General features: G+C 62.3%; 20 protein-coding genes. 8 read left to right on the top strand and 12 right to left on the bottom strand.

The window, feature by feature from the left end:
• The first annotated feature begins 228 nt into the window (after positions 1-228).
• Entirely contained in the window at positions 229-4,269 is a 4,041-nt protein-coding gene (gene hrpA, locus CRD15_RS08380) for an ATP-dependent RNA helicase HrpA (RefSeq protein WP_187402413.1), read from the top strand.
• Here hrpA and nrdR read toward each other — a convergent pair.
• Together nrdR and CRD15_RS08370 are read right to left on the bottom strand one after the other, a co-directional pair.
• Positions 4,266-4,763: a transcriptional regulator NrdR gene (gene nrdR, locus CRD15_RS08375; protein WP_051891505.1), complete on the bottom strand. Its 498-nt coding sequence runs from the start codon at positions 4,761-4,763 to the stop codon at positions 4,266-4,268. The genes hrpA and nrdR overlap by 4 nt on opposite strands.
• Positions 4,764-4,864: 101 nt before the next feature.
• Positions 4,865-5,230: a hypothetical protein gene (locus tag CRD15_RS08370; RefSeq protein ID WP_187402348.1), complete on the bottom strand. Its 366-nt coding sequence runs from the start codon at positions 5,228-5,230 to the stop codon at positions 4,865-4,867.
• A 280-nt stretch (positions 5,231-5,510) separates the two neighbouring features.
• On the opposite strand from CRD15_RS08370, the gene lexA reads away from it, so the two are divergent.
• Both lexA and CRD15_RS08360 read left to right on the top strand, forming a co-directional pair.
• Complete coding sequence (gene lexA / locus CRD15_RS08365) at positions 5,511-6,314, top strand: transcriptional repressor LexA (protein ID WP_034972859.1); 804 nt, start codon at positions 5,511-5,513, stop codon at positions 6,312-6,314.
• Positions 6,315-6,374: 60 nt separating this feature from the next.
• Complete coding sequence (locus tag CRD15_RS08360) at positions 6,375-7,175, top strand: DeoR/GlpR family DNA-binding transcription regulator (protein WP_034991676.1); 801 nt, start codon at positions 6,375-6,377, stop codon at positions 7,173-7,175.
• A 29-nt stretch (positions 7,176-7,204) separates the two neighbouring features.
• Here the strand turns inward: CRD15_RS08360 and hflX are convergent, their stop codons facing one another.
• A complete protein-coding gene (gene hflX, locus CRD15_RS08355; RefSeq protein WP_187402347.1) occupies positions 7,205-8,659 on the bottom strand; it encodes a GTPase HflX in 1,455 nt (484 codons plus the stop codon).
• A 68-nt stretch (positions 8,660-8,727) separates the two neighbouring features.
• On the opposite strand from hflX, the gene CRD15_RS08350 reads away from it, so the two are divergent.
• Complete coding sequence (locus CRD15_RS08350; protein ID WP_034972863.1) at positions 8,728-9,507, top strand: hypothetical protein; 780 nt, start codon at positions 8,728-8,730, stop codon at positions 9,505-9,507.
• Between the two features lie 9 nt (positions 9,508-9,516).
• Here the strand turns inward: CRD15_RS08350 and dapF are convergent, their stop codons facing one another.
• Positions 9,517-10,383, bottom strand: a complete 867-nt coding sequence (gene dapF, locus CRD15_RS08345) for a diaminopimelate epimerase (RefSeq protein WP_370546966.1) — start codon at positions 10,381-10,383, stop codon at positions 9,517-9,519.
• A gap of 15 nt (positions 10,384-10,398) precedes the next feature.
• Positions 10,399-11,325 carry a tRNA (adenosine(37)-N6)-dimethylallyltransferase MiaA gene (miaA, locus tag CRD15_RS08340; protein WP_187402346.1) on the bottom strand — a complete coding sequence of 309 codons (927 nt, stop codon included), beginning with the start codon at positions 11,323-11,325 and terminating at the stop codon, positions 10,399-10,401.
• 128 nt (positions 11,326-11,453) lie between these two features.
• Between miaA and CRD15_RS08335 the strand changes: the two genes are divergently transcribed.
• Positions 11,454-12,785, top strand: coding sequence for a DUF349 domain-containing protein (locus CRD15_RS08335; RefSeq protein ID WP_187402345.1), 1,332 nt, complete (start codon positions 11,454-11,456; stop codon positions 12,783-12,785).
• Here CRD15_RS08335 and CRD15_RS08330 read toward each other — a convergent pair.
• The 5 genes from CRD15_RS08330 to CRD15_RS08310 form a co-directional block, all read right to left on the bottom strand.
• Positions 12,782-13,495 carry a hypothetical protein gene (locus tag CRD15_RS08330; RefSeq protein ID WP_255463813.1) on the bottom strand — a complete coding sequence of 238 codons (714 nt, stop codon included), beginning with the start codon at positions 13,493-13,495 and terminating at the stop codon, positions 12,782-12,784. The genes CRD15_RS08335 and CRD15_RS08330 overlap by 4 nt on opposite strands.
• A gap of 10 nt (positions 13,496-13,505) precedes the next feature.
• On the bottom strand, positions 13,506-15,044 hold the full coding sequence (gene miaB, locus CRD15_RS08325) for a tRNA (N6-isopentenyl adenosine(37)-C2)-methylthiotransferase MiaB (protein WP_187402343.1): 1,539 nt from the start codon (positions 15,042-15,044) through the stop codon (positions 13,506-13,508).
• Between the two features lie 65 nt (positions 15,045-15,109).
• Positions 15,110-15,706 carry a recombination regulator RecX gene (gene recX, locus CRD15_RS08320; protein WP_187402342.1) on the bottom strand — a complete coding sequence of 199 codons (597 nt, stop codon included), beginning with the start codon at positions 15,704-15,706 and terminating at the stop codon, positions 15,110-15,112.
• On the bottom strand, positions 15,690-16,820 hold the full coding sequence (gene recA / locus CRD15_RS08315; RefSeq protein ID WP_034970647.1) for a recombinase RecA: 1,131 nt from the start codon (positions 16,818-16,820) through the stop codon (positions 15,690-15,692). Before recA ends, recX begins: the two co-directional genes overlap by 17 nt.
• Positions 16,821-17,081: 261 nt before the next feature.
• Positions 17,082-17,288, bottom strand: coding sequence for a DUF3046 domain-containing protein (locus tag CRD15_RS08310; RefSeq protein WP_034970741.1), 207 nt, complete (start codon positions 17,286-17,288; stop codon positions 17,082-17,084).
• Between the two features lie 87 nt (positions 17,289-17,375).
• Here CRD15_RS08310 and CRD15_RS08305 point away from each other — a divergent pair, with 87 nt between their 5' ends.
• From CRD15_RS08305 to CRD15_RS08295, 3 genes are read left to right on the top strand one after another with little or no spacing between them, the layout of a single operon-like run.
• The gene (locus CRD15_RS08305) at positions 17,376-17,981 is read left to right on the top strand and encodes a biotin transporter BioY (RefSeq protein WP_222866534.1); all 606 of its coding nucleotides are present in this window, start codon (positions 17,376-17,378) and stop codon (positions 17,979-17,981) included.
• Position 17,982: 1 nt separating this feature from the next.
• Positions 17,983-18,678: an energy-coupling factor ABC transporter ATP-binding protein gene (locus CRD15_RS08300; RefSeq protein ID WP_187402341.1), complete on the top strand. Its 696-nt coding sequence runs from the start codon at positions 17,983-17,985 to the stop codon at positions 18,676-18,678.
• A 12-nt stretch (positions 18,679-18,690) separates the two neighbouring features.
• Entirely contained in the window at positions 18,691-19,317 is a 627-nt protein-coding gene (locus tag CRD15_RS08295) for an energy-coupling factor transporter transmembrane protein EcfT (RefSeq protein ID WP_187402340.1), read from the top strand.
• Here the strand turns inward: CRD15_RS08295 and CRD15_RS08290 are convergent.
• Positions 19,314-20,153, bottom strand: a complete 840-nt coding sequence (locus tag CRD15_RS08290; protein WP_187402339.1) for a PspA/IM30 family protein — start codon at positions 20,151-20,153, stop codon at positions 19,314-19,316. The two genes, CRD15_RS08295 and CRD15_RS08290, sit on opposite strands and share 4 nt — an antisense overlap.
• A gap of 137 nt (positions 20,154-20,290) precedes the next feature.
• A complete protein-coding gene (locus CRD15_RS08285; RefSeq protein ID WP_034970740.1) occupies positions 20,291-20,638 on the bottom strand; it encodes a helix-turn-helix domain-containing protein in 348 nt (115 codons plus the stop codon).
• Positions 20,639-20,679: the final 41 nt, after the last annotated feature.

Here is a 20,679-nt window from a genome sequence, read left to right as displayed (position 1 = left end):
GACATTAATTCATAGATTGTTTTGACTATCGAAACATAAGGCTTAGATCGCGGGGAAATGTGATGGTTTTCATAAATTAAGTAAAAACTTAGCCTTCTCTTATTTCATTTGGGGGTAGAAAGTACTTGGGGTGAAAGTTCCTTCCCTGCACCCGGATTGTTAGAATCGGCCTGTTCAGCCCCCACAAACACGGGGCAAATTCAACAAGCAAGATGGGTGATTCACACAATGACGGACGAGCACGGGTCGACCTCCCCCGCACACGAAGGTCGCGCCCCGGGCACGCCACAGAGGCGTAAGCGTTCGCGCCGTCGCTCGCAGAAGCGCCGTCGCCCCCAGTTCGTCCGCACCATCCCGCCGATTTCCTACCCCGACCTGCCGGTCTCGGAGCGTCGCGAAGACATCAAGAAGGCCATCGAGAACAACCAGGTTGTCATCATTGCCGGCGAGACCGGCTCGGGTAAGACCACCCAGATCCCGAAGATGTGCCTTGAACTCGGCCGCGGTCGCACGCAGGTCATCGGCCACACCCAGCCTCGCCGTATCGCCGCCCGCAGTGTGGCAGAGCGCATCGCCGAGGAATTGGAAGAGGACAGTCCCGGCGGATCTTCCCTGGTCGGCTACAAGATCCGTTTCGATGACACGATCTCCAAGGAAACAGCCGTCAAACTGATGACCGATGGCGTGCTGCTCAACGAGATCCAGCGCGACCGCCTACTGCGCGACTACGACACGATCATCGTCGACGAGGCCCACGAGCGCAGCCTGAACATCGACTTCCTCCTCGGCTACCTCAAACAGCTCCTGCCGAAGCGCCCGGACCTGAAGGTCATCATCACCTCTGCAACGATCGATCCGGAAAGCTTTGAACAGCATTTTTGTGACGCCCACGGCTCCCCCGCCCCCATCATCGAAGTCTCTGGCCGCACTTACCCGGTGGAGATTCGCTATCGCCCGCTCGTTACGCAGCGCGAGAACCCAAAGACCGGCGAGGTCGTCGAGGTGGAAACAGACCCGCTGGACGGGCTGGTCGCTGCCTGTAAGGAGCTCATGCGCGCAGGTGACGGCGATATTCTGTGCTTCTTCTCGGGCGAACGCGAGATCCGCGACGCAGCCGAGGCACTGGAAGGCGAGTTCGCAGGCCCCGGAGGCGTGCACAAGGTCGACGTGCTGCCTTTGTTCGGTCGCCTCTCCAACGCCGAACAGCACCGCGTGTTCCGCACCGGTCCGCGCCGCCGCATTGTACTGGCCACCAACATCGCCGAAACCTCGCTGACCGTGCCCGGCATTCACTATGTCGTGGACACCGGCTACGCCCGCATTTCCCGTTACTCCCACCGCACCAAGGTGCAGCGCCTCCCGGTGGAGCCAATTAGCCAAGCCAGCGCGAAACAGCGCTCCGGCCGCTCGGGCCGTATCGCCGACGGCATCGCGATCCGCCTGTACTCCGAGGCGGACTTCGAGGCGCGCCCAGAGTTCACCGATCCGGAAATCCTGCGCACCCACCTGTCCAGCGTGATCCTGTCCATGGCCGCGTTGGGCTTGGGCGATATCCAGAAGTTCCCGTTCCTGCAAGCACCCGATAGCAAGTCGATCCGCGACGGTGTGGCATTGCTGCAGGAGCTCGGAGCGTTGGCGTCAGAAAAAGAAGCAACGCTTACCCCCATCGGCCGCGACATGGCGCGCATCCCTACCGATCCGCGACTGGCGCGCATGCTGGTGGCAGGGCACGCGAACAACCTGATTGAGCCGATCGCGGTCATCGTCTCGGCGCTGTCCATCCAGGACGTGCGCGAAAGGCCGTTGGAAAAGCAGCAGCAAGCAGATGAGATGCACGCGCGTTTCAAGGCGAACTCCGACTTCGTGAGCTTGCTGAAACTCTGGAACTACCTGCAACAACAGCGCCAGGAACTGTCGGCGAACAAGTTCAGAAAGCTGTGCCAGCGCGAGTTTATCCACTACGTCCGCGTGCGGGAATGGATGGATCTGGTGCGCCAGATGCTGTCCGTAGTGCAGGATTTGAGCTGGAAGGTCCCCAATATTCGCCACGTCCGCGAGCTCGTCTTCGAGCCCGAGTCGATCAACGAGGATCTGGTCCACAAATCCGTCCTCAGCGGCCTGTTGACGCATGTGGGTATGCGCGAGGGCAACTCCAAGCAGTTCACTGGCACCCGCGGGTCGCACTTTGTGGTGCACCCGTCCTCACACGTGTCGAAGAAGCCGCCGCAGTGGCTGATGGCCGCTGAACTGGTGGAAACGTCGCAGGTCTTTGCCCGCACCGTAGGCCCGATCGACCCCAGCTGGATCGAGGCCATTGCGCCCCACATGGTGAAGTACAACTATTCCGAGCCAGTGTGGTCTTCCTCCCGCGGTGCGGCGATGGTGCATGAAAAGGTGCTGCTGTTGGGCCTGCCGATCGTCGCGGATCGGATGGTCAATGCGTCAAAGGTGGATCGCCCCCTAGCCCGCGAGTTGTTCATCCGCCATGCGCTTGTCGAGGGTGATTGGAAGACCCGTCACCACTTCTTCGCCCACAACCAGAAACTTCTGGCCGAAGCTACGGAGCTGGAGGATAAGGCTCGCCGTCGCGATATCGTTGTCGACGACCAGGTGCTCTTCGATTTTTATGACGCCCGATTGCCAGAGAAAATCGTTTCCTCCCGACACTTTGATTCTTGGTGGAAGAAGGCTCGCCATAAGGATCCGCACCAGCTGGACTTCACCCTGGAAGCCCTGATCGATTCGCAGGAAGCCGCGCAGGCCGCCGACGACTTCCCCGATATTTGGCAGCAGGGCAGCCTGGAATTTGAGCTGAGCTACGTCTTCCTGCCGGGCGATCCGAATGACGGCATAACCATGCGCGTTCCGCTACCTTTGCTGGCCAATGTCTCTGAGCCCGAGACCCGCTGGCTGGTGGCCGGAATGCGCGAGGAGCTAGCGGTGGCGCTGATCCGTTCACTGCCAAAGCCACTGCGTACCAGTGTGGTTCCCGCCAGCCACTTCGCTTCTGCCGCGTTGCAGAAGATGGTGCCCTTTGATGGGGATTTCGACTTCGCACTGGCGGAGGCATTGCGTGAGCTGGGTGGCCAGGGCATTAGCGCCCAGGATTTCGATTGGTCTCGGGTGCCAGGGCACCTGCGGATGCAGTTCGCGGCGATCGACCGCAGGGGCAAAGTCATCGAGAAGTCGCGTGACCTGCAGTACCTGCAGAACAAGCTATCCGGGCAGGTCACCTCCGCGATCGCGCAGGCGGCGGCGCGGTCCAACCTGGCTAGCCCCAGTGACGCCGCCCAGCATTCCCCGGCCACCCGCAAGAGCAGCCAGGATAATAGGGGCAACAACGGCACGGCTCGTGCCGGGCGCGGGAAAACCGCCGGAACATCCACCGGCGTGCTGGCTACCGCGGAGGCGTGGACGGCCGATGGCATCGGTGTGCTCCCGGAGACTGTTGAGACCATTGTCGACGGGCAGACTCTGCACACGTACCCGGCCATTGTCGCAGGCACGTCGGCTGGCAAGTCAGCTAAGTCCGGAGTCACACTCAAGGCATTCCCTACCCGCCAAGCGGCTGATGCTCAGCAATTCACGACGGTACTGAACATGATGATCGACGCATGCACAGTATCCCCCAACCAGATGATCAAGGGGTTGCCACTGCGGCAACGGGTCGCCATGGAGCAGATCCCCGGAGGCGTGGACGGGCTGGTGAACGACGTGGTCGCGTTGGCCTGCCGGGACATGTTGATGAAGCTGGGCCCCATCATTCGGGATCCGGAGCGCTGCGAGGAGGTCGTGGCAGAAGCCCGCTCCCAGGGGCCTGGCCGGGTGCGCCAGTATGTGGTTGCTTTGGCGCCCGCGGTGCTGGCAGTGGCGGACATGACCGCAGAGCTGCAGGGGTGGTCCGGAGCGGCCATCGACGATATGCAGGGGCAATTGGACTTCTTCTTGGGCAAACACGCGATTGCACGCAATGGCATTGAGCACATGCGACATGTCCCCCGCTACGTGGAAGCGATGCGGGCGCGGTTGGAACTGATGAAGCTAGATCCAGATAAGGAGGAAGATCTGGACGATGAGGTTCAGGAGGCCTTCGAGCTGCTGGAGAAGACTAAGAAGCGCCTGCCGACTGCTCGCGCAGCATCACCGCAGATCAAGGAGGTGCGCTGGATGATCGAGGAATTACGTGTCAGCCTGTTCGCCCAGAACCTGGGCACCGCGCATTCTGTGTCCCTGCAGCGCATTCGCAAGAAGCTGGAAAAAATCCGCTAGCTTTCGGGATGCGAACCTTCGGAGCCGTCCTGCCGCTCTGCCAGGGCTTTGCGGTGTGCGCGTAGGGATTCGATTTCCTGCTCGAAGTCCTCGGCACAGTTGAAGGACTTGTACACGGAGGCGAAGCGCAGATACGCAACCTCGTCGAGGGTGCGCAGGGGATCCAGGATCGCCAGGCCAATTTGGTTGGCCGGCACTTGGGAGCCGTGTGCCACTCGTACTGCCTGCTCTACCTCGTGCGCTAGGCGTTTGAGCGCATCATCGGAGACATCGCGCCCTTGGCACGCTCGACGCACGCCCTTGATGACTTTCTCTCGGCTAAACTCCTCGGTCACTCCGTTGCGCTTAACCACCAACAGGACAGACCTTTCGATGGTGGTAAAACGCGTTTGGCATTGGCTACACTCCCGGCGGCGGCGAATGGACACGCCCATTTCGATGGAGCGCGAGTCAACTACGCGGGAGGAGTCCGAGCTACAAGAAGGGCACAACACGCCCCTAAGCCTAGTCTCCCCCTCCCTCGCACACAGAACCCGAACTAAAACCTACAAGCACACTCGCGTTCACCCGCGATAGCTTGGGCTAGGTTTGCGTTTTAGGGCGCAATGAGCGGGGCCAGCCCCAGTAGCATCGACGTTGCAGCCAAAGAAACAATGGTGGCTCCTGGAGAGTGCACAACTCTGTCAACACGAGCGTAGAAACGATCCATTCGTCCCTTCGGGCGATCGAACATGTATTCACTCCGGCCTGCGATACGATCCATACGATCGCGGGAAACCGGTCGAACAGTGGGCGCGTTGGAATACCCATAGGTGTTCGAATTAGGAGCACTGTCCAGCGCCCGCCAATCGGGCTTGCGAATCTGCGGGCGGCGCAGCGGAGTAGAACGATCGATGGGCAACACACGCCCAGACTTCAGCGACTGACGGGTGTTTTCTTGTCGTACAATCGAGGTGGTCACGTGGATTCTCCTTCTTAGATCCGCGCTTGCCACTAAGGGGTAACGCGCTTCGTATCTCTTACTGCGGTTCACAGTGAACCAGTCGCTCCGGACAGCGTTCGAAAATCTCTCCATCATTTCGCTCGCCTGTTCGAATTAAGAACCTGTGATGAAATTTAGCACGCATGTTCGAGACTGTCTAGTGGAATCCAAACTTTTTCGAACACATATGCTAGAACTCCGTTCGATTTCGGGTACTATTGGATTCGATCGTGAAACACCGCCGGAATGAGGTACCCCTGTGAGCACCGACGAATCCCCCACCACCCCGAGCGCAAGCGCTAACCCCCGCCGCAAACTGGGGCGCCCGCCAAAGTCGGAGGCCGACAAGCGAGCGGAGAAGCAGGCGGAGAAGGAGGGCAAGAAGCCAGCCCTCAGCACCCGTCAGCGCCGCATCCTCGAGGTCATCCGCGATTCGACGGTCATTCGTGGCTACCCACCAAGCATCCGAGAGATCGCGGACGCGGTGGGGCTGCATTCCACCTCCTCGGTTTCCTATCACCTCACGCAGCTGGAAAAGCGCGGCTATCTCCGTCGCGATGGCAAGCGCCCCCGCGCAGTGGACGTGCGCTCGTTTGATGGTGGCCAGCTGGTCAATCAGGGCAAAGCCCCTGCCGCGTCGTCTTCCCCCCGCACTCCGCAACCAACTGAGAACGAAGAGCTCATGCCGGAGGCCACCTACGTACCGGTGGTCGGGCAGATCGCCGCGGGCTCGCCGATCCTGGCCGAGCAAAACGTCGAAGCGCACTTCCCGCTCCCCCAGGAGCTCGTGGGCAACGGCGAACTCTTCCTGCTGCAGGTAGTTGGCGAGTCCATGCAGGACGCTGGCATCTTCAACGGCGACTGGGTCGTCGTACGCTCCCAGTCGGTTGCCGAGTTCGGCGATTTCGTTGCCGCGATGATCGACGGCGAAGCCACCGTCAAGGAGTTCCACAAGGACGGTGACGGCCTATGGCTGCTGCCTCATAACCCACTGTTCGAGCCCATTCCTGCGGAGGAAGCAACGATCTTGGGCAAGGTCGCGGCCGTCCTACGCAAGATCTAGGCTCCCCCCATTGGTTCTGACGCCACCGTCTACCGCCCGCAAACCACTAAAGTATCGCGTATGGAATCAGCAGAACGGCGCCGTCAGATAGCCTCCCTTACCGCCATTCATGGCAGGGTTACTGTCAATGAACTGGCGGAAAAGTTCGGCGTCACCGCAGAAACAATTCGCCGCGACCTCGCCGTCCTCGACGACGGTGGGGAGCTCTTCCGCGTGCACGGCGGCGCCGTTCCGGTACAGAACTTCCGAACGGACTTCACCACGCTCGCGGCCAGGTCGAAGGCCTCCCTCAACGCCAAAAGAGCCATCGCCAAGGCGGCGGTTTCCCTGCTGCCGGACACTGGCAGCACCGTATTCATCGACGCGGGAACCACCACCGGCATCTTCGCCGAGGTTATAGCCGAGGCGAACGCTACCAACGACCCGAAGCGCATGGCGCCGAAGCTCAACATCGTCACCAACTCGCTCTTCATCGCCACGACGCTGGCGGAATCCCCCCGCTGCGACGTGCAACTCATCGGCGGTCACGTCCGTGCGGCTTCGCAGGCGGTAGTTGGCGACTTAGCTACCCGTGACATTGGCGTGCTCCATGCGGACGTCGCCTTCATCGGCACTAACGCACTCACGATCGACCATGGGCTTTCCACCCCAGACGCGCAGGAAGGCGCTATCAAGCGCGCTATGGTGGCGAACTCCGACCGCGTAGTCGCGCTCTGCGATTCCACGAAGTTCGGCCTCGATTACCTTGTCAGCTTCGCCAGCATCCAAGACATTGGGGCGATCGTCACCGACCATGACGCGCCCGCCCCCTACGTCTCAGAGCTGCAGAATCTGGGCATCGAGGTCACCTTCCCGGCCTAACTACTCATGCCCCACCGAGCCTGCTCCGTCTACTCGGCGACGATGAACTCTTTGAGCTCTTTAGCCACCACCGTGGGCAAGCGTACGTCCAGGCGGGTGCCGGCGGCGTCGTACTCCTCGGCAATCACCGTGCCCAGCTCGTGCACCCTCGCCACCACATCGCCCCGCTCGAAAGGCACATGCAACGTCACGTGGGAGTCCAAAGAGTTCAGGAACAGTTCCAGCTGCGCCTCTAGCTCCGGGATGCCCTCGCCCGTTTTCGCCGACACAAACACAGCATCCGGCACCCGGTGGCGTAGCTCAGCCAGCACCAGCGGATCGGCCGCGTCGACCTTGTTGATCACCAAGATCTCCGGCGGCGCTGCCTGTCCGGATTCCTCCACAATCCCGCCGATGACCGTGTTGACGGCTTTGATCTGCTCCAGCGGGAATGGATCCGAACCGTCCACAACGTGCAGCACCACATCGGCGGCCAGCACCTCCTCCAGGGTGGAGCGGAAAGCCTCCACCAGCTGGGTCGGAAGGTGGCGGACGAAGCCAACCGTATCGCTGAACACCACGGCGCGACCATCGGCCAGCTGCGCGCGGCGAGAAGTCGGATCCAGGGTGGCGAAAAGTGCATCCTCCACCAGCACGCCCGCGCCAGTCAGCGCGTTAATCAGCGAGGACTTGCCCGCGTTCGTGTAACCGGCAATGGCGATCTGCGGAATGGCGGAAGCATCACGCCGCTCGCGCTTGACTTCGCGGGAGGTCTTCATTGCCGCGATCTCCTTGCGCAGCTTCGCCATATCGGAGCGCAGGCGGCGACGATCCGCCTCGATCTTCGTCTCACCCGGACCGCGCAGGCCCACGCCACCGTTAGAGCCTGCACGGCCACCAGCCTGGCGGGACAGCGCGCCACCCCAACCACGCACACGCGTAATCAGGTACTCCATCTGCGCCAGCGAAACTTGCGCCTTACCCTCCTTGGACTTCGCGTGCTGGGCGAAGATATCCAGGATCAGCATGGTGCGATCGATGACCTTGACATCCAGTGCCTTCTCCAGCGCAATCATCTGGCCGGGGCTTAGCTCACCGTCGCAGACCACCGTATCTGCCCCGGTTTCCTGCACCACTGACTTCAGCTCCTCGACCTTGCCGCGGCCGATGTAGGTGCCGGAGTCCGGCTTGTCGCGCCGCTGGTAGAGCATGTCCGCCACCTCGGAGCCCGCGGTTTCCGCCAGGGCCCGCAGTTCCTCCAGGCTCGCCTCGACCTGCGCGATCGTCCCGGTGGTCCACACGCCAACCAGCACGACCTTTTCCAGCCTCAGCTTGCGGTACTCAACGTCGTAGCCGTCGGACTGCTCGTCTGTGTAGGTATTTACTCCGCGGGACAACCGCCGGAGGCTAGAGCGCGCCTCCAAATCGAGCTCGCCGACCGTGGGCGGCGCAGGCGAATCATAAAGGTGTGTAGTGTGTTCGGTTTTATCCGTCTTTTCCGTCATTACGCTCTATTTTTACCTGTCAGAGGAGGTAAATAGGAAATTTGGTGTAGAGGACTAAAGTGGTGGGCATGATTCCTGAACTCCGCAGCATTGGTATGGATTTCCCCAAGTGGCAGGACGCCCTGGAGGCCACCTACTCTTCGGGTAGCCTCGCCGTCTCGGGCGAGGTTCGCGGCGGCCAGGTTCTGCAGTTCGACGACCCTTCCGGCGCCCGCCTGGTCGTACTCGCCGTCGAGCCCTTCGGCTCCTTCGCCAGCTTCACCGGCGGTGTGCCCGCCACGGCGCACTTGTCGATGTTGAACGACATCATCGGCGTGCTCGATGTTGTGGACGACAGCCCCATGCTGCAGATTGCCGGCCAGCAGGCACCGACAATCGCTTCCCTCACCGCCACCATCGCGCAAGGGCCTTTGCTTGTGGACGCCCCTTCGTTGGAGTACCACCAGTTCCACATTGGGGCTCTGGCCAGCTCCGTGCGTGTGTACGGGGACTCGACTGAGTTCGCCAAGGACGGCGGCCTCAAGGTCGGCGTGGTGGACTCGAGTGGCCTGCAGGACATCAACTCCCCTGCCACTACCCCGCACGCCACGGCCAACATCGCCGTGGAGGCCTCCGATTGGTCCAGCAAGGTTAACGCCCTGACCGGCCAGAAGTTCTGGACGGCAAGGGTGACCTCTCCCTTCGAGTTTACGGTAGTTCTACCCGAGGATGCGGTCGACGAGGAACTCGCACAGTCCGATGCTCCGTTGATCGTGGCCGGCACCGTGCAGTTCACCGCTAGTACCGTGGACGCCGCCGGCTGCGGCGGCGCCTGTGGCTCCGGCAGCTGCGGCTGCGGAGGCCACTAAAAAGGGTCGCTAAAGAACCGTCCGCCCCCAGGCCACGATGGCCGACGGCCCGCGCAAGACGGAACCTTGCGCGGAGATCTCCACCTGCACCTCGCCACCTGGAACGTGCACGGTGACGGTGCCTTCGGCCCGTTCGGCGTCCGCAAGAGCAGCCACAGCGGCGGCAACAGTGCCGGTGCCGCACGAGCGAGTCTCGCCCACCCCGCGCTCGTGGACGCGCATGTGCACCGCGCCCGCCTCATCCAGCGGCGTGAGAACCTCCAGGTTCACCCCCGCCGGGAAGAACTCCGGGTCGAACTGTATCTGCTGATCGATGGTCATTTCCTGGAGCTTGTCCGCGGTAAGACCCGGAATCACCGCGGCCAGGTGCGGGTTGCCCATGTCTACCCCAAGCCCTGCAACCTTCACGTCGCCGACCTGGGCGGTAGAAACTCCCAGCACCTGCGGGGCGCCCATCTCCACGCTGACTATGGCGTGCTCCTGATTCTCGCCGGTCACCTCGTGGACCTCCACCAGCTTGCGGCCTGCGCGGGTGCCGATGCCGAACTGCTCCCCTGCCTGCACTTTCCCCTGCGAACACAACACGTGTGCGAACGCGCGCACACCGTTACCGCACATCTCCGCCAGCGAGCCATCGGCGTTGCGGTAATCCATGAACCACTCGTCGCCCCGCACGCCCTCGCGCAGGTTTGGCAGCACCCCGGCGTTAACCAGAGCATCGGCAGTGGCAATGCGAATCACCCCGTCGCCGCCGATCCCGGCCCGCCTATCTGCCAGGACGCGCACGCGCTCTTCGGACAGCTGCACTTCCACGGCCTCGTCGAGCAACACCACGAAGTCGTTCTCCGTGCCGTGGGCCTTCATGAACTCGATCACTGTAGGGAACTCCTTCTAGTCGTTTAATCCCAGTGCTTCCGTCGCTACGCGCACCGGGTCGGGAGAGTCGGCGTCAATCCACACAATCCGCTTATCGCGCCGGAACCAGGAACGTTGCCGTCGAGCATAGCGACGGGTGCCGGTAATGGTGCGATCCACGGCGTCCTCGTACGTCAGCTCGCCGGCGAAATAGTCCAACACCTGCGCGTAGCCGATAGCCTGGCCAGCGGTGGATTCGCGGACCAAGCCTTCGCCGACCAGAGTCCGAACCTCGTCGACGAGTCCCTGGTCGAACATCTGGCGAACCCGCAGCTCGATGCGCGGGTTGAGCCATTCGGCGGGAGCGTTCAGCCCCAACAGGCGCATGTTCCACCGCGGTGTGGAGTCCTTCGGGGGCTGCGAGGCCGCGAAGGGTTTGCCGGTCAGTTCAATCACTTCGAGGGCGCGGACGGTGCGGCGGGGATCGTTGTCCTCGATGATCCGGGCGGCCTCGGGGTCGATCGTCGCCAGGTGCTGGTGCATGGCAGCCACGCCGCGTTCGTCGAGTTGGCGCTGCCACTTTGCGCGCACGGCCGGATCGGTCGGAGGGAAGTCCCACTCGTCGACCAACGCCTGGACGTACATCATGGAACCGCCGACGATGATGGGCACCTTGCCGCGGGAAAAAATTTTCTCCACGGTCTCGATCGCCCCATCGCGGTACTCCGCCACGCTGGCTGGCTTGGTGACCGGCCAGATATCCAGTTGGTGATGCGGGATGCCCTCCCTTTCGGATTCCGGAACCTTGGCCGTGCCGATATCCATGCCGCGGTACAGCTGCATAGAGTCGATATTGACGATTTCCCCGTCCAGCTGCTTGGCCAACGCCAAGGAGATTGCCGTCTTGCCGGACGCAGTGGGGCCGACGACGGCAATGGGGCGCGGACGGGTGGAGGAATTCATAGGAAACCAGTGTAGCCGCCCCAGTGCACCGCCCAAGATCCCCCACCAAGGTGCTGGCTGGTGTAATAATGACCTCATTGCCTGTGAAGGCGATTGGAACGTTTTGGTTTTAGGTAGGAGTATCCCCAATGACTGATCTCACGAATTCTCGTCCGGTTCCCAAGCCCGGTCCAAAGCCCGGCCCGAAGCCGGGACCGAAGGTGGTTCAGCCCGGGAGTGTCTCTATTCCCAAGAACGACCCCGCGCAGTTCGGCCGTGTAGATAACCAAGGAGTGGCCTGGGTGAGGACACCCGAGGGCGAGCGCCAGGTCGGCGAGTTTAAGGCCGGCACCCCGGAGGAGGGGCTGCAGCACTTCGGTGCGCGCTACGACGATCTGTGCACCGAGGTTCAGATGCTCGAGGCCCGCCTGACTAACAACCCGGAGCAGGCCCCGACCATTCGTCACGATGCCCAGGCACTGCTGGATTCGCTGAGCACCGCGGCGGTGATCGGCGATATCCCGGCGCTCGAGGCGCGACTGGAAAAGATTTCTCAGCGCACCCAGACCACCGAACAGGAGGTCGCGGAGGCCAAGAAACAGCGCCGGGCGTCCGCTCTGGAGAGCAAGGAGGAGCTGCTGGCGGAGGTCGAGTCGATCGCTGCGGCAGACCCCTCTACAGTGAATTGGAAGCGCTCCGGCGAGCGCATCCGCACCATCGTCGAACAGTGGCGCGCCATCAAGGGCGTGGATCGTGCAAAGGACGACGAGCTGTGGAAGCGTTTCTCCTCTGCCCGCTCCGAGTTCAACCGCAAGCGCCAGGCACACTTCGATGAACTCGACCGCAATCGCGAGCGCGCGCGACTAAGGAAGGAAGACCTTATCGCGGAGGCCGAGGCTCTGCAGGATTCCACGGATTGGGGTGCCACCAGCGCCAAGTACCGCGACCTGATGAGCCAGTGGAAGGCAGCCGGCCGCGCCCCTCGCAACGTGGACGACCAGCTGTGGGAACGCTTCCGCAAGGCACAGGACGTATTCTTCGCCGCGCGCAAGGCCACCAACGCGGAAAAGGACAAGGAGTTCGAGGCGAATGCGGAGGCCAAGCAGGCTCTGATCGACGAGTACTCCCCCAAGGTCGATCCGCAGGCCCACGGCGTGGACAAGGCCCGCAAGGTGCTTCACGAGCTACAGGAGAAGTGGGAGCAGATCGGCTTCGTCCCCCGTGGCCGAGTCCGCGAATTTGAGGACAAGATCAAGGCCATCGAGTCCCGCGTTGAGGAAGCTGCCGATGCCGAGTGGCGCCGCACCGACCCGGAGGCTCAGGCACGTGTCGCCCAGTTCCAGGCCAAGGTTGACCAGTTCACCCGCGAAGCCGAGTCGGCGGAGAAGGCCGGCAACGCCTCCAAGGCAGAGAAGCTGCGCGCACAGGCCGCCCAGTGGCAGGAATGGGCAGATGCCGCTGCGGCGGCGCTAGAAAGCTAGCTCTCGGAATCCTGCTCGGAATCCTGCTCGGCTTTCTGCTCCGCCTTGCGCTGGCGCCGAGCCTTCGCGCGGGCACGCCGGTCATCGACGATCTCGGCTACCTCGCATTCCTCAATGCCCGTGCGTAGGCGCTGCTGCGCCAGACGGGATTCCTCGTCCCGGTGCGCTTCCTCGCGCCGCGCGGCCGCCAGGGCTCGCTGCAGCGGGTTCTTCTGGAACACCACGGCCGACATGGCGATAAACAGCACCGTCAACCCAAGCAGGCTGAAGACCAGCGGGATCGCCGGCCCGTCGCCCGTGAGTGTCGGCGGGCGGGTCTGCCGCATCCACACGGCAAACACGTTGTACCACCAGGCCACGCCCGCAAAAGCCCAGGTCACCCAGGCCACCATCCAGGACTTGGAAACGATGGTGCCAATCGTCAGCAAGATGGCAGTCAGTCGGAGCCAGGAAAAGATCATCTCCGGCTTCGTCGTATCGTTGTTCTGCGCCACCGGCGTATCGAAGAGCACGTCGAAGCCGCGCACGTCGCCCGCGTGCGGCAGGAAAATAGTGATCAGCGGAACCAGCAACCCGAAGGCCAGCAGAGGCATGTAGCGCCCCAGCACCACCTGGCGCGCGACCTTGCGCTCGGCACCACCGAGGTCGTCCCGGTACTTCGCTAGCCGGTCCACCTGATCTGCACTGTTGTCTGTTTTTTCCTTACTCACAGCGTCTTCTTTACTCACAGCCACATCCTCCCGTGCTGCATCCGCCCGCCGTGGTCGGCTCGGGCTTCTTGATGCTGGGCATTCCGAGCCCGACGCCCACAGGCGCCGTCGTCGGAGTCTCCCCCAGCTCTGTCATGTCCCCAGCCCGGGTGCGCCTGTGGCTCGCAACTCCGCCGTCGGCGATGAGGAAGTGTGGCGCGGCGTCAGTAATAACGACCTCCACGACATCACCTGCGCGGATATCGCCCTCCGGTGTGAAGTGCACGAGGCGCCCGTCGCGGGCACGACCGGAGCGGCGTTGGGTGCGGTCGTTTTTGCGGCCATCCGCCTGCACCAGCAGCTCCTGGGAAGTGCCGATGAGCTTGCGGTTCTCCTCCTCGCTGATGCGCTCCTGCAGCGCCAGCAGGCGCTCGTAGCGATCCTGCACCACAGCCTTCGGCACCTGGTTTTCCATCTCCGCAGCGGGAGTACCAGGGCGCGGCGAGTATTGGAAGGTGTAGGCGCTAGAGAACCGGGCCTTCTCTACGACGTCCATGGTCGCTTGGAAGTCCTCCTCCGTCTCGCCCGGGAAGCCGACGATGATGTCCGTGGTGATCGCCGCGTGCGGGATGCGCTCGCGCACCTTGTCGAGGATCGCCAGGAACTTCTTGGAGCGGTAGGAACGCTTCATGTCCTTCAGCACCTTGTCCGAGCCGGACTGCAGTGGCATATGCAGCTGCGGGCAGACTGCGGGGGTTTCGGCCATCGCGTCGATTACGTCGTCGGTGAACTCGGCCGGGTGGGGGCTGGTGAAGCGCAGGCGTTCCAGGCCTTCGATCTCGCCGCAGGCGCCCAGCAGCTTGGAAAATGCCGTGCGGTCGCGCTCCAGGGTCTCGTCGGCGAAGTTCACGCCGTAGGCGTTGACGTTCTGCCCCAGCAGCGTCACCTCGCTCACGCCCTGTGCCACCAGCGCCTTGACCTCGGCCAGGATCTCGCCGGGGCGGCGGTCTTGTTCTTTGCCGCGCAGCGCCGGCACGATGCAGAAGGTGCACGTGTTGTTGCAGCCGACGGAGACGGACACCCAGCCGGCGTACGCGGATTCGCGCTTGGCTGGCAGCACGGAGGGGAACTCCTCCAGCGAGTCGAAGATCTCCACCTCTGCCTTGTGGTTGTGCGCGGAACGCTCCAACAGCGTTGGCAGCGACCCTAGGTTGTGCGTGCCGAACACCACGTCGACCCATGGTGCTTTGTCCACCACGGTCTGCTTGTCCTTCTGCGCCATGCAGCCACCGACAGCGATCTGCATGCCGGGGTGTTCGTCCTTGATGGCCTTCATCTGGCCGAGGGTGCCGTACAGGCGCTTATCTGCGTTTTCCCGTACCGCGCAGGTGTTGAAAACCACCACGTCCGGGGTCGCGCCCTCATCTACGGGGACGTATCCGGAGTCTTCGAGCAGCCCGGACAGTCGCTCGGAATCGTAGACGTTCATCTGGCAGCCGAAGGTGCGCACCTCGTAAGTACGCGCGGCACCGCTGGTCTCGCCCGTTTGCGTCTGAATCGTCTGTGTCACGTGGATTACCCTACCCCTTCCGTTGCTGCGTTTACGAAAGCGCGGTTGTTACCTAGTGACGCCCGCTACAGCTCCTCTAGTCGCGTGTCCAGCGCGCGGCGCGCGTGGCGCAGCGCTACGCCCTCCGGGAACCCGCGACGGGCGGCAACGCCCACCACACGTCGCAGAGCCTTGTCGTATTCTTTGCGATCGGCGGGTCGGGTCTTGATACTGGCTGCCTTCTTGGTCACAAGATCGTCGAGGATCCGTTCCTGGGACTCATCATCGACCTGCGCCAAGGCATCGTCGATCAGCGGGGAGGTGATCCCCTTCTGCTGCAGTTCGCGGCGCAATACAGCGACGGATTTCTTTTGGTTCTTTTCCCGCTGGCGCACCCATTCGTTGGCAAACTCGGCATCGTCCAACATTCCATTGGCTATGCAGCGGTTCAGAACCTCTTCCACGCCCTCCGGTTCACAGTCGGCCTCCAGCAGTCTGCGGCGCAGCTCCTCGGTGGATCGGGCACGGTGGTTGATCAGCCGCACCGCTTTGGCCTTAATCGGCGCGAGCCTCTCCTCCTGCGCCGTATCCACCAATCCCCCACCCTCACCGGGCGAGTAGTTGGCAATGGCCTGCCGGAGTGCCTCTATCGTTCCTTCGCGATCCCTATTCTTCACTGTCATCGTCGAAGTTCGGGCTCAGCTCAATGGGCTTATCCTCGTCCACTTGCCCCTCGGTGGCATCGTCAGCCTGCTCGTCCTTCATCTTGGCGTAGGGGCCGATCTTCAGCTCGCGGGCAATGCGATCCTCCAGTTCCGCGGAAAGATCCGGGTTGTTCTTGAGGAACTCGCGGGCCTTCTCCTTGCCCTGCCCCAGTTGGTCGCCGTCGTAGGTAAACCAGGAGCCGGACTTCTTAATCAGGCCGGTTTCCACACCCAGGTCGATGATGGAGCCCTCGCGCGAAATGCCCTCGCCGTAGAGGATGTCGAACTCCGCGATCTTAAACGGCGGGGAAACCTTGTTCTTCACAACCTTGATGCGCGTGCGGTTACCCACCACGTCCTGGCCGTCCTTCAGCGCCTGGATACGGCGAATATCGCAACGAACCGAAGCGTAGAACTTCAGCGCCTTACCGCCCGTCGTCGTCTCGGGCGAGCCGAACATCACGCCGATCTTCTCGCGCAGCTGGTTAATGAAGATGGCGGTGGTGCCCGTCTGGTACAGGGCACCGGTCATCTTGCGCAGCGCCTGGCTCATCAGACGCGCCTGCAGACCGACGTGGGAGTCGCCCATGTCGCCATCGATCTCCGCCTTGGGCGTCAGCGCCGCCACGGAGTCCACCACGATAATGTCGATGGCCCCAGAACGGATCAGCATGTCCGCGATCTCCAACGCCTGCTCGCCCGTATCCGGCTGAGAAACCAGTAGCGCATCCGTATCCACGCCCAGCGCGCGGGCGTACTCCGGATCCAGCGCGTGCTCGGCATCCACGAAGGCCGCAATACCGCCGTCCCGCTGCGCCTCCGCAATCGCGTGCAGCGCCACGGTGGTCTTACCGGAAGACTCCGGCCCGTAGATCTCCACCACACGACCGCGCGGAAAACCGCCGATGCCCAGCGCTGCGTTAATGGCGATATTGCCGGTGGAAATCGCCTGGATCGGCGGGCGGGTATCGTCGCCGAGGCGCATGATGGCACCCTTGCCAAAGTCCTTCTCGATCTGCGCCATAGCAAGCTCTAGAGCCTTGGAACGATCCTTCCCCGCCGCGGCGGCGGTCTGCTTCTTCTTCGGTGGCATAGAGTTGCTGCTCCTTACTTCTGCGTCGGCACCTGCTGTTTCCGTGCCCTGCTTATCTAACGTGCCTATATTCGTCATCTTTTTCGCACCCCCCGATCCCTTAGACCGAGGGCACCGCGAAAAGGTTCATTGACAGTTGTACTCGACCGCGCGGACAACCATGGCACCGACACACACCCTACACGAACCTTTGTTCGATTGTTTAACTGAATTCCTCAATCGCGCACAAGATGGGCGTCCATAAAGAAAGAACGGAGAGAACTAGATATCCTCGCCTAAGCGGCGCTCCTCCGGCACATCAAAGTCATCACACAGCGCCAGCCACACATCGCGCGGATCATACCCCTGTTCGATTAGCGCCGCGGGCGTGTCCCCCAAGGAACTCAGCACGTGGGTGTCCGCAATCCACGCGCGGAAACCATCGCCAAATTCACCTTCGGTTAGTCGATCAAACTCTGTCCTGCGCATGGTTTCCCAATCTACACCCCACCCCCGACCCAACCCCTCCTTGAACACTGTTCAAGTTCTACGGCGAATTGGTTTATCATTCTATTTATGTCAACCACAGAAACTACAGAGTTCAAAGCGGTGGACCTCGCGTACATCGCCGTTTTTGCAGCTCTCATCATCGTCCTCGGCGGCGTACAGTTCCCCGTCGGCGTTTCCGGAGTGCCCATCGTTCTCCAAAACATGGGCATCCTCCTAGCCTCCCTCATACTTGGCTTCTGGCGCGGCGGACTGGCCACTACCCTGTTCATTGCCGTAGGCTTCGTCGGCGTGCCCAACATGGCCGGTTGGAAGCCCGCCGCCGCAGCCGTAGCCGGCCCCACCGTGGGCTACATCGTCGGCTACGTCATCGCCGCCTTCGTCATCGGCCTCATCGCCCAGTACGCCCCACGCAACCTCAACGCCCGCGCCGCCGTGTTCTTCCTGGCAGGCATTGTCGGCGTGATCATCCAATACCTCTGCGGCACCGTTGGCCTGATGGTGCGCCTGGACTACAGCCTGGGCACTGCACTGGCCACCAACACGCCGTTCATCCCGGGCGACCTCATCAAGATCGTCCTCGCCGTCGCCATTGCCCTTGCCGTCACAAAGGCCGTTCCCGACCTGCTCCCCACGCTTCGCAAGCCCCAGAACGCCGACTCCCCCAAGGCCTAGAATGCCCGTCATCGAGTTCGACAATGTGGGCGTCACCTTCCCCAGCGCCGCAGGCCAACGCACCGTGCTCCACGACATCAACCTGACCTTGAGCGAACGGCGCATCGGCATCATCGGCTCCAACGGCTCCGGCAAATCCACCCTGGCGCGCCTCATCAACGGCCTTGCCGAACCAACGCGCGGCCAGGTGCGCGTCGCGGGCCTCGACGTGACCAAGCACGGTCGCCAGGTGCGCAAACAGGTGGGGTTTATCTTTAGTGACGCCGACAACCAAATCATCATGCCCACTGTCGCCGAAGACGTCGCGTTTTCCTTAAGAGGAACCACCAAGAAAGGCCCCGAGCGGCGGAAGAAGGTACAACGCGCGCTACAGAACATGGGCCTGGAACACCTGGCGGATGCCTCCCCGCATTTCCTCTCCGGCGGTGAAAAGCAGCTGCTAGCACTTGCTTCAGTCTTGGTTGCCGAGCCGGACCTAGTAATTGCCGACGAGCCGACCACCCTACTGGATCTGGGGAACCGGCGGATGATCGCCCGCACCCTGGCGGAACTGCCGCAGCAACTAATCGTGGTCTCCCACGACCTAGAACTCCTAGAGGACATGGACCGGGTGCTGTGGGTCAGCGACGGCCAGATTCACGACGACGGACCGGCGGAGTGCGTGATCAACGACTACGTTGACAGCTACCGGAGTTAGGGAGGCTCACGAATGAAGCAACCCCTGCACGTACATGTGCCGCTGTCCGTGTTTCACCCCGGGACCTCGGTATTCCACCGGGCACCAGCGGGCCTAAAAATTTTTTTACTGCTGGTTTTCCTCGTCGGAACTGCCCTGTGGACCAAGGTTCCGTGGCAGGCCGGAGTGGTCGTCGGGTTCACGGCGATCTGCTACCTGGCCGCGCGGATTCCCGTCCGCCTAACGCTGCAGCAGCTGCTGCCTCCTACCGTGTTGCTGGCCGCTTTTGCTGGATTGCTGTGGTGGCAGCGCGACCTGCCGACCGCCTTGACTTACTTCGGGGTGATCCTGTCGGCGGTCGCGATGGCCAGCCTACTCACACTGACCACGACAGTCGTGGCCTTGATGGACGCCGTAGAGGCCGGACTGCGGCCGCTCGGCAGGATCGGCTTGCCCGTGGAGACCATCAGCCTGCTCCTTGCGCTGACCATTCGCCTGATTCCACTGACCGCGCTGACGGTGAACGAGGTGCTGGACGCAAGAAAAGCACGGGGCGCATCGCGCTCCGTGCTTGCGTTCGGCGTGCCGGTTATTGTCCGCAGCCTGCTTCGCGCCCGCCACCTTGGCGAGGCGCTGAAATCCCGCGGAGTCGGAAACTAGTTCTCGTTGCGCAGCTGTCGCATGCGCTCGGCGACTGCATCCTGGCCGACATTACCGGCCTGCGGCTTCGCCTGCTCAATGGCCTCCTGCTGCTGGCTGCCGGAAAGCTGGTTGTTGCCACTGTTCATCTCCGCACGGATCTGCTCCAGTCGGGAGTGCCCCGCCATCTGAATACCGGCGCGCTCGACCTCTGCCATGCGTCCCTGGACGGAGTTCTGTGCCAGCTCAGACTGTCCGAGTGCGTTGGCGTAGCGACGCTCGATCTTCTCGCGCACCTGGTCCAGGTTCGGAGAACCGTTAGCAGTCACAGCATCCATGGACTGCAGGGATGCAGCGACCTTCTCCTGCATCTTCGCCTGCTCCAGCTGGCTCAGCAGCTTGGTGCGCTCGGCAGCCTTCTGCTGCAGCTGCATGGAATTGCGCTCCACCGCCTGCTTGGCCTGTGCTGCCTGCTGCAAGGCCTGGTCGTGCAGGCTCTTCATGTCCTCCACGGACTGCTCGGCGGTCACCAGCTGTGCGGCGAAAGCCTCCGCGGCATTCTCGTACTCCATCGCCTTCTGCTGGTCGCCCGCAGCGCGCGCCTTATCCGCCAGGTTAAGCGCCTGCTTGGTATTGGCCTGCAGCTTCTCTACGTCTTCCAGCTGGCGGTTCAGCTTCATCTCCAGCTGACGCTGGTTGCCAATCACCGCTGCGGCCTGCTGAGACAGAGCCTGGTGCTGCTTCTGCGCTTCCGCGATGGCCTGCTCGATCTGAATCTTCGGATCAGCGTTCTCTTCGATCTTGTTGTCGAAGAGCGCCATCAGGTACTTCCACGCCTTCACAAACGGATTGGCCATGCGCTAATACTCCTTTAATACGGCCCCGAGAACCGGGTTAAAAAATTTTTTCTACGCGAATGATTCTATCAATATTCAGCTGTACTGCGCCCCTTTACGGCCCCTTCACGCCCCCTCCACAGCTCCCTCCGCAACACTTATGCGCGAGCCCTGTCCCCCGCGGTCGCAGCCATGTTCGCTGCCAGCTCTGCAGCCGCCGCATCCAGAGCCATCATCGACGCAGCTTCCAGAATCACCGAGGCGACAGATACCGCCATCGCGTGACACACGCTAGCCAACAGCTCAGAGGAAACCTCCTTGCGACCCCGCTCGAGCTCCGAGAGGTACCCCGGGCTGACGTTCGCCAAAGACGCAAGCTGGCGCAGCGTAAAGCCGTTGTTTGTGCGGTATTCCTTCAGCGTGGCTCCCAGAGCCTCCCGCAGAAGTGGCTCGTCCGCCGGCATCCGCTCACTCGGACGCTCCACTGCAACCGTATCCATGACCATAGTATTGTGACTCATCAATCATCCCAACGTTCCAGGCGGCG

This window comes from Corynebacterium sp. LK28 (assembly GCF_014335105.1).
GTDB lineage: Bacteria > Actinomycetota > Actinomycetes > Mycobacteriales > Mycobacteriaceae > Corynebacterium > Corynebacterium macclintockiae.
Note: the sequence above shows the minus strand (reverse complement) of the source record. Positions and strands in the feature narration are given on the sequence as shown.

What these genes read in the sequence shown, in the direction of transcription:
- CRD15_RS08305 (WP_222866534.1), top strand. Translation starts at nt 17,376, where the DNA reads ATGTCAACCACAGAAACTACAGAGTTCAAAGCGGTGGACCTCGCGTAC.
- recA (WP_034970647.1), bottom strand. Translation starts at nt 16,820, where the DNA reads ATGCCACCGAAGAAGAAGCAGACCGCCGCCGCGGCGGGGAAGGATCGT.
- CRD15_RS08350 (WP_034972863.1), top strand. Translation starts at nt 8,728, where the DNA reads ATGATTCCTGAACTCCGCAGCATTGGTATGGATTTCCCCAAGTGGCAG.
- CRD15_RS08335 (WP_187402345.1), top strand. Translation starts at nt 11,454, where the DNA reads ATGACTGATCTCACGAATTCTCGTCCGGTTCCCAAGCCCGGTCCAAAG.
- CRD15_RS08290 (WP_187402339.1), bottom strand. Translation starts at nt 20,153, where the DNA reads ATGGCCAATCCGTTTGTGAAGGCGTGGAAGTACCTGATGGCGCTCTTC.
- recX (WP_187402342.1), bottom strand. Translation starts at nt 15,706, where the DNA reads ATGACAGTGAAGAATAGGGATCGCGAAGGAACGATAGAGGCACTCCGG.
- CRD15_RS08310 (WP_034970741.1), bottom strand. Translation starts at nt 17,288, where the DNA reads ATGCGCAGGACAGAGTTTGATCGACTAACCGAAGGTGAATTTGGCGAT.
- CRD15_RS08300 (WP_187402341.1), top strand. Translation starts at nt 17,983, where the DNA reads ATGCCCGTCATCGAGTTCGACAATGTGGGCGTCACCTTCCCCAGCGCC.
- CRD15_RS08285 (WP_034970740.1), bottom strand. Translation starts at nt 20,638, where the DNA reads ATGGTCATGGATACGGTTGCAGTGGAGCGTCCGAGTGAGCGGATGCCG.
- miaA (WP_187402346.1), bottom strand. Translation starts at nt 11,325, where the DNA reads ATGAATTCCTCCACCCGTCCGCGCCCCATTGCCGTCGTCGGCCCCACT.
- CRD15_RS08360 (WP_034991676.1), top strand. Translation starts at nt 6,375, where the DNA reads ATGGAATCAGCAGAACGGCGCCGTCAGATAGCCTCCCTTACCGCCATT.
- hflX (WP_187402347.1), bottom strand. Translation starts at nt 8,659, where the DNA reads ATGACGGAAAAGACGGATAAAACCGAACACACTACACACCTTTATGAT.
- CRD15_RS08295 (WP_187402340.1), top strand. Translation starts at nt 18,691, where the DNA reads ATGAAGCAACCCCTGCACGTACATGTGCCGCTGTCCGTGTTTCACCCC.
- hrpA (WP_187402413.1), top strand. Translation starts at nt 229, where the DNA reads ATGACGGACGAGCACGGGTCGACCTCCCCCGCACACGAAGGTCGCGCC.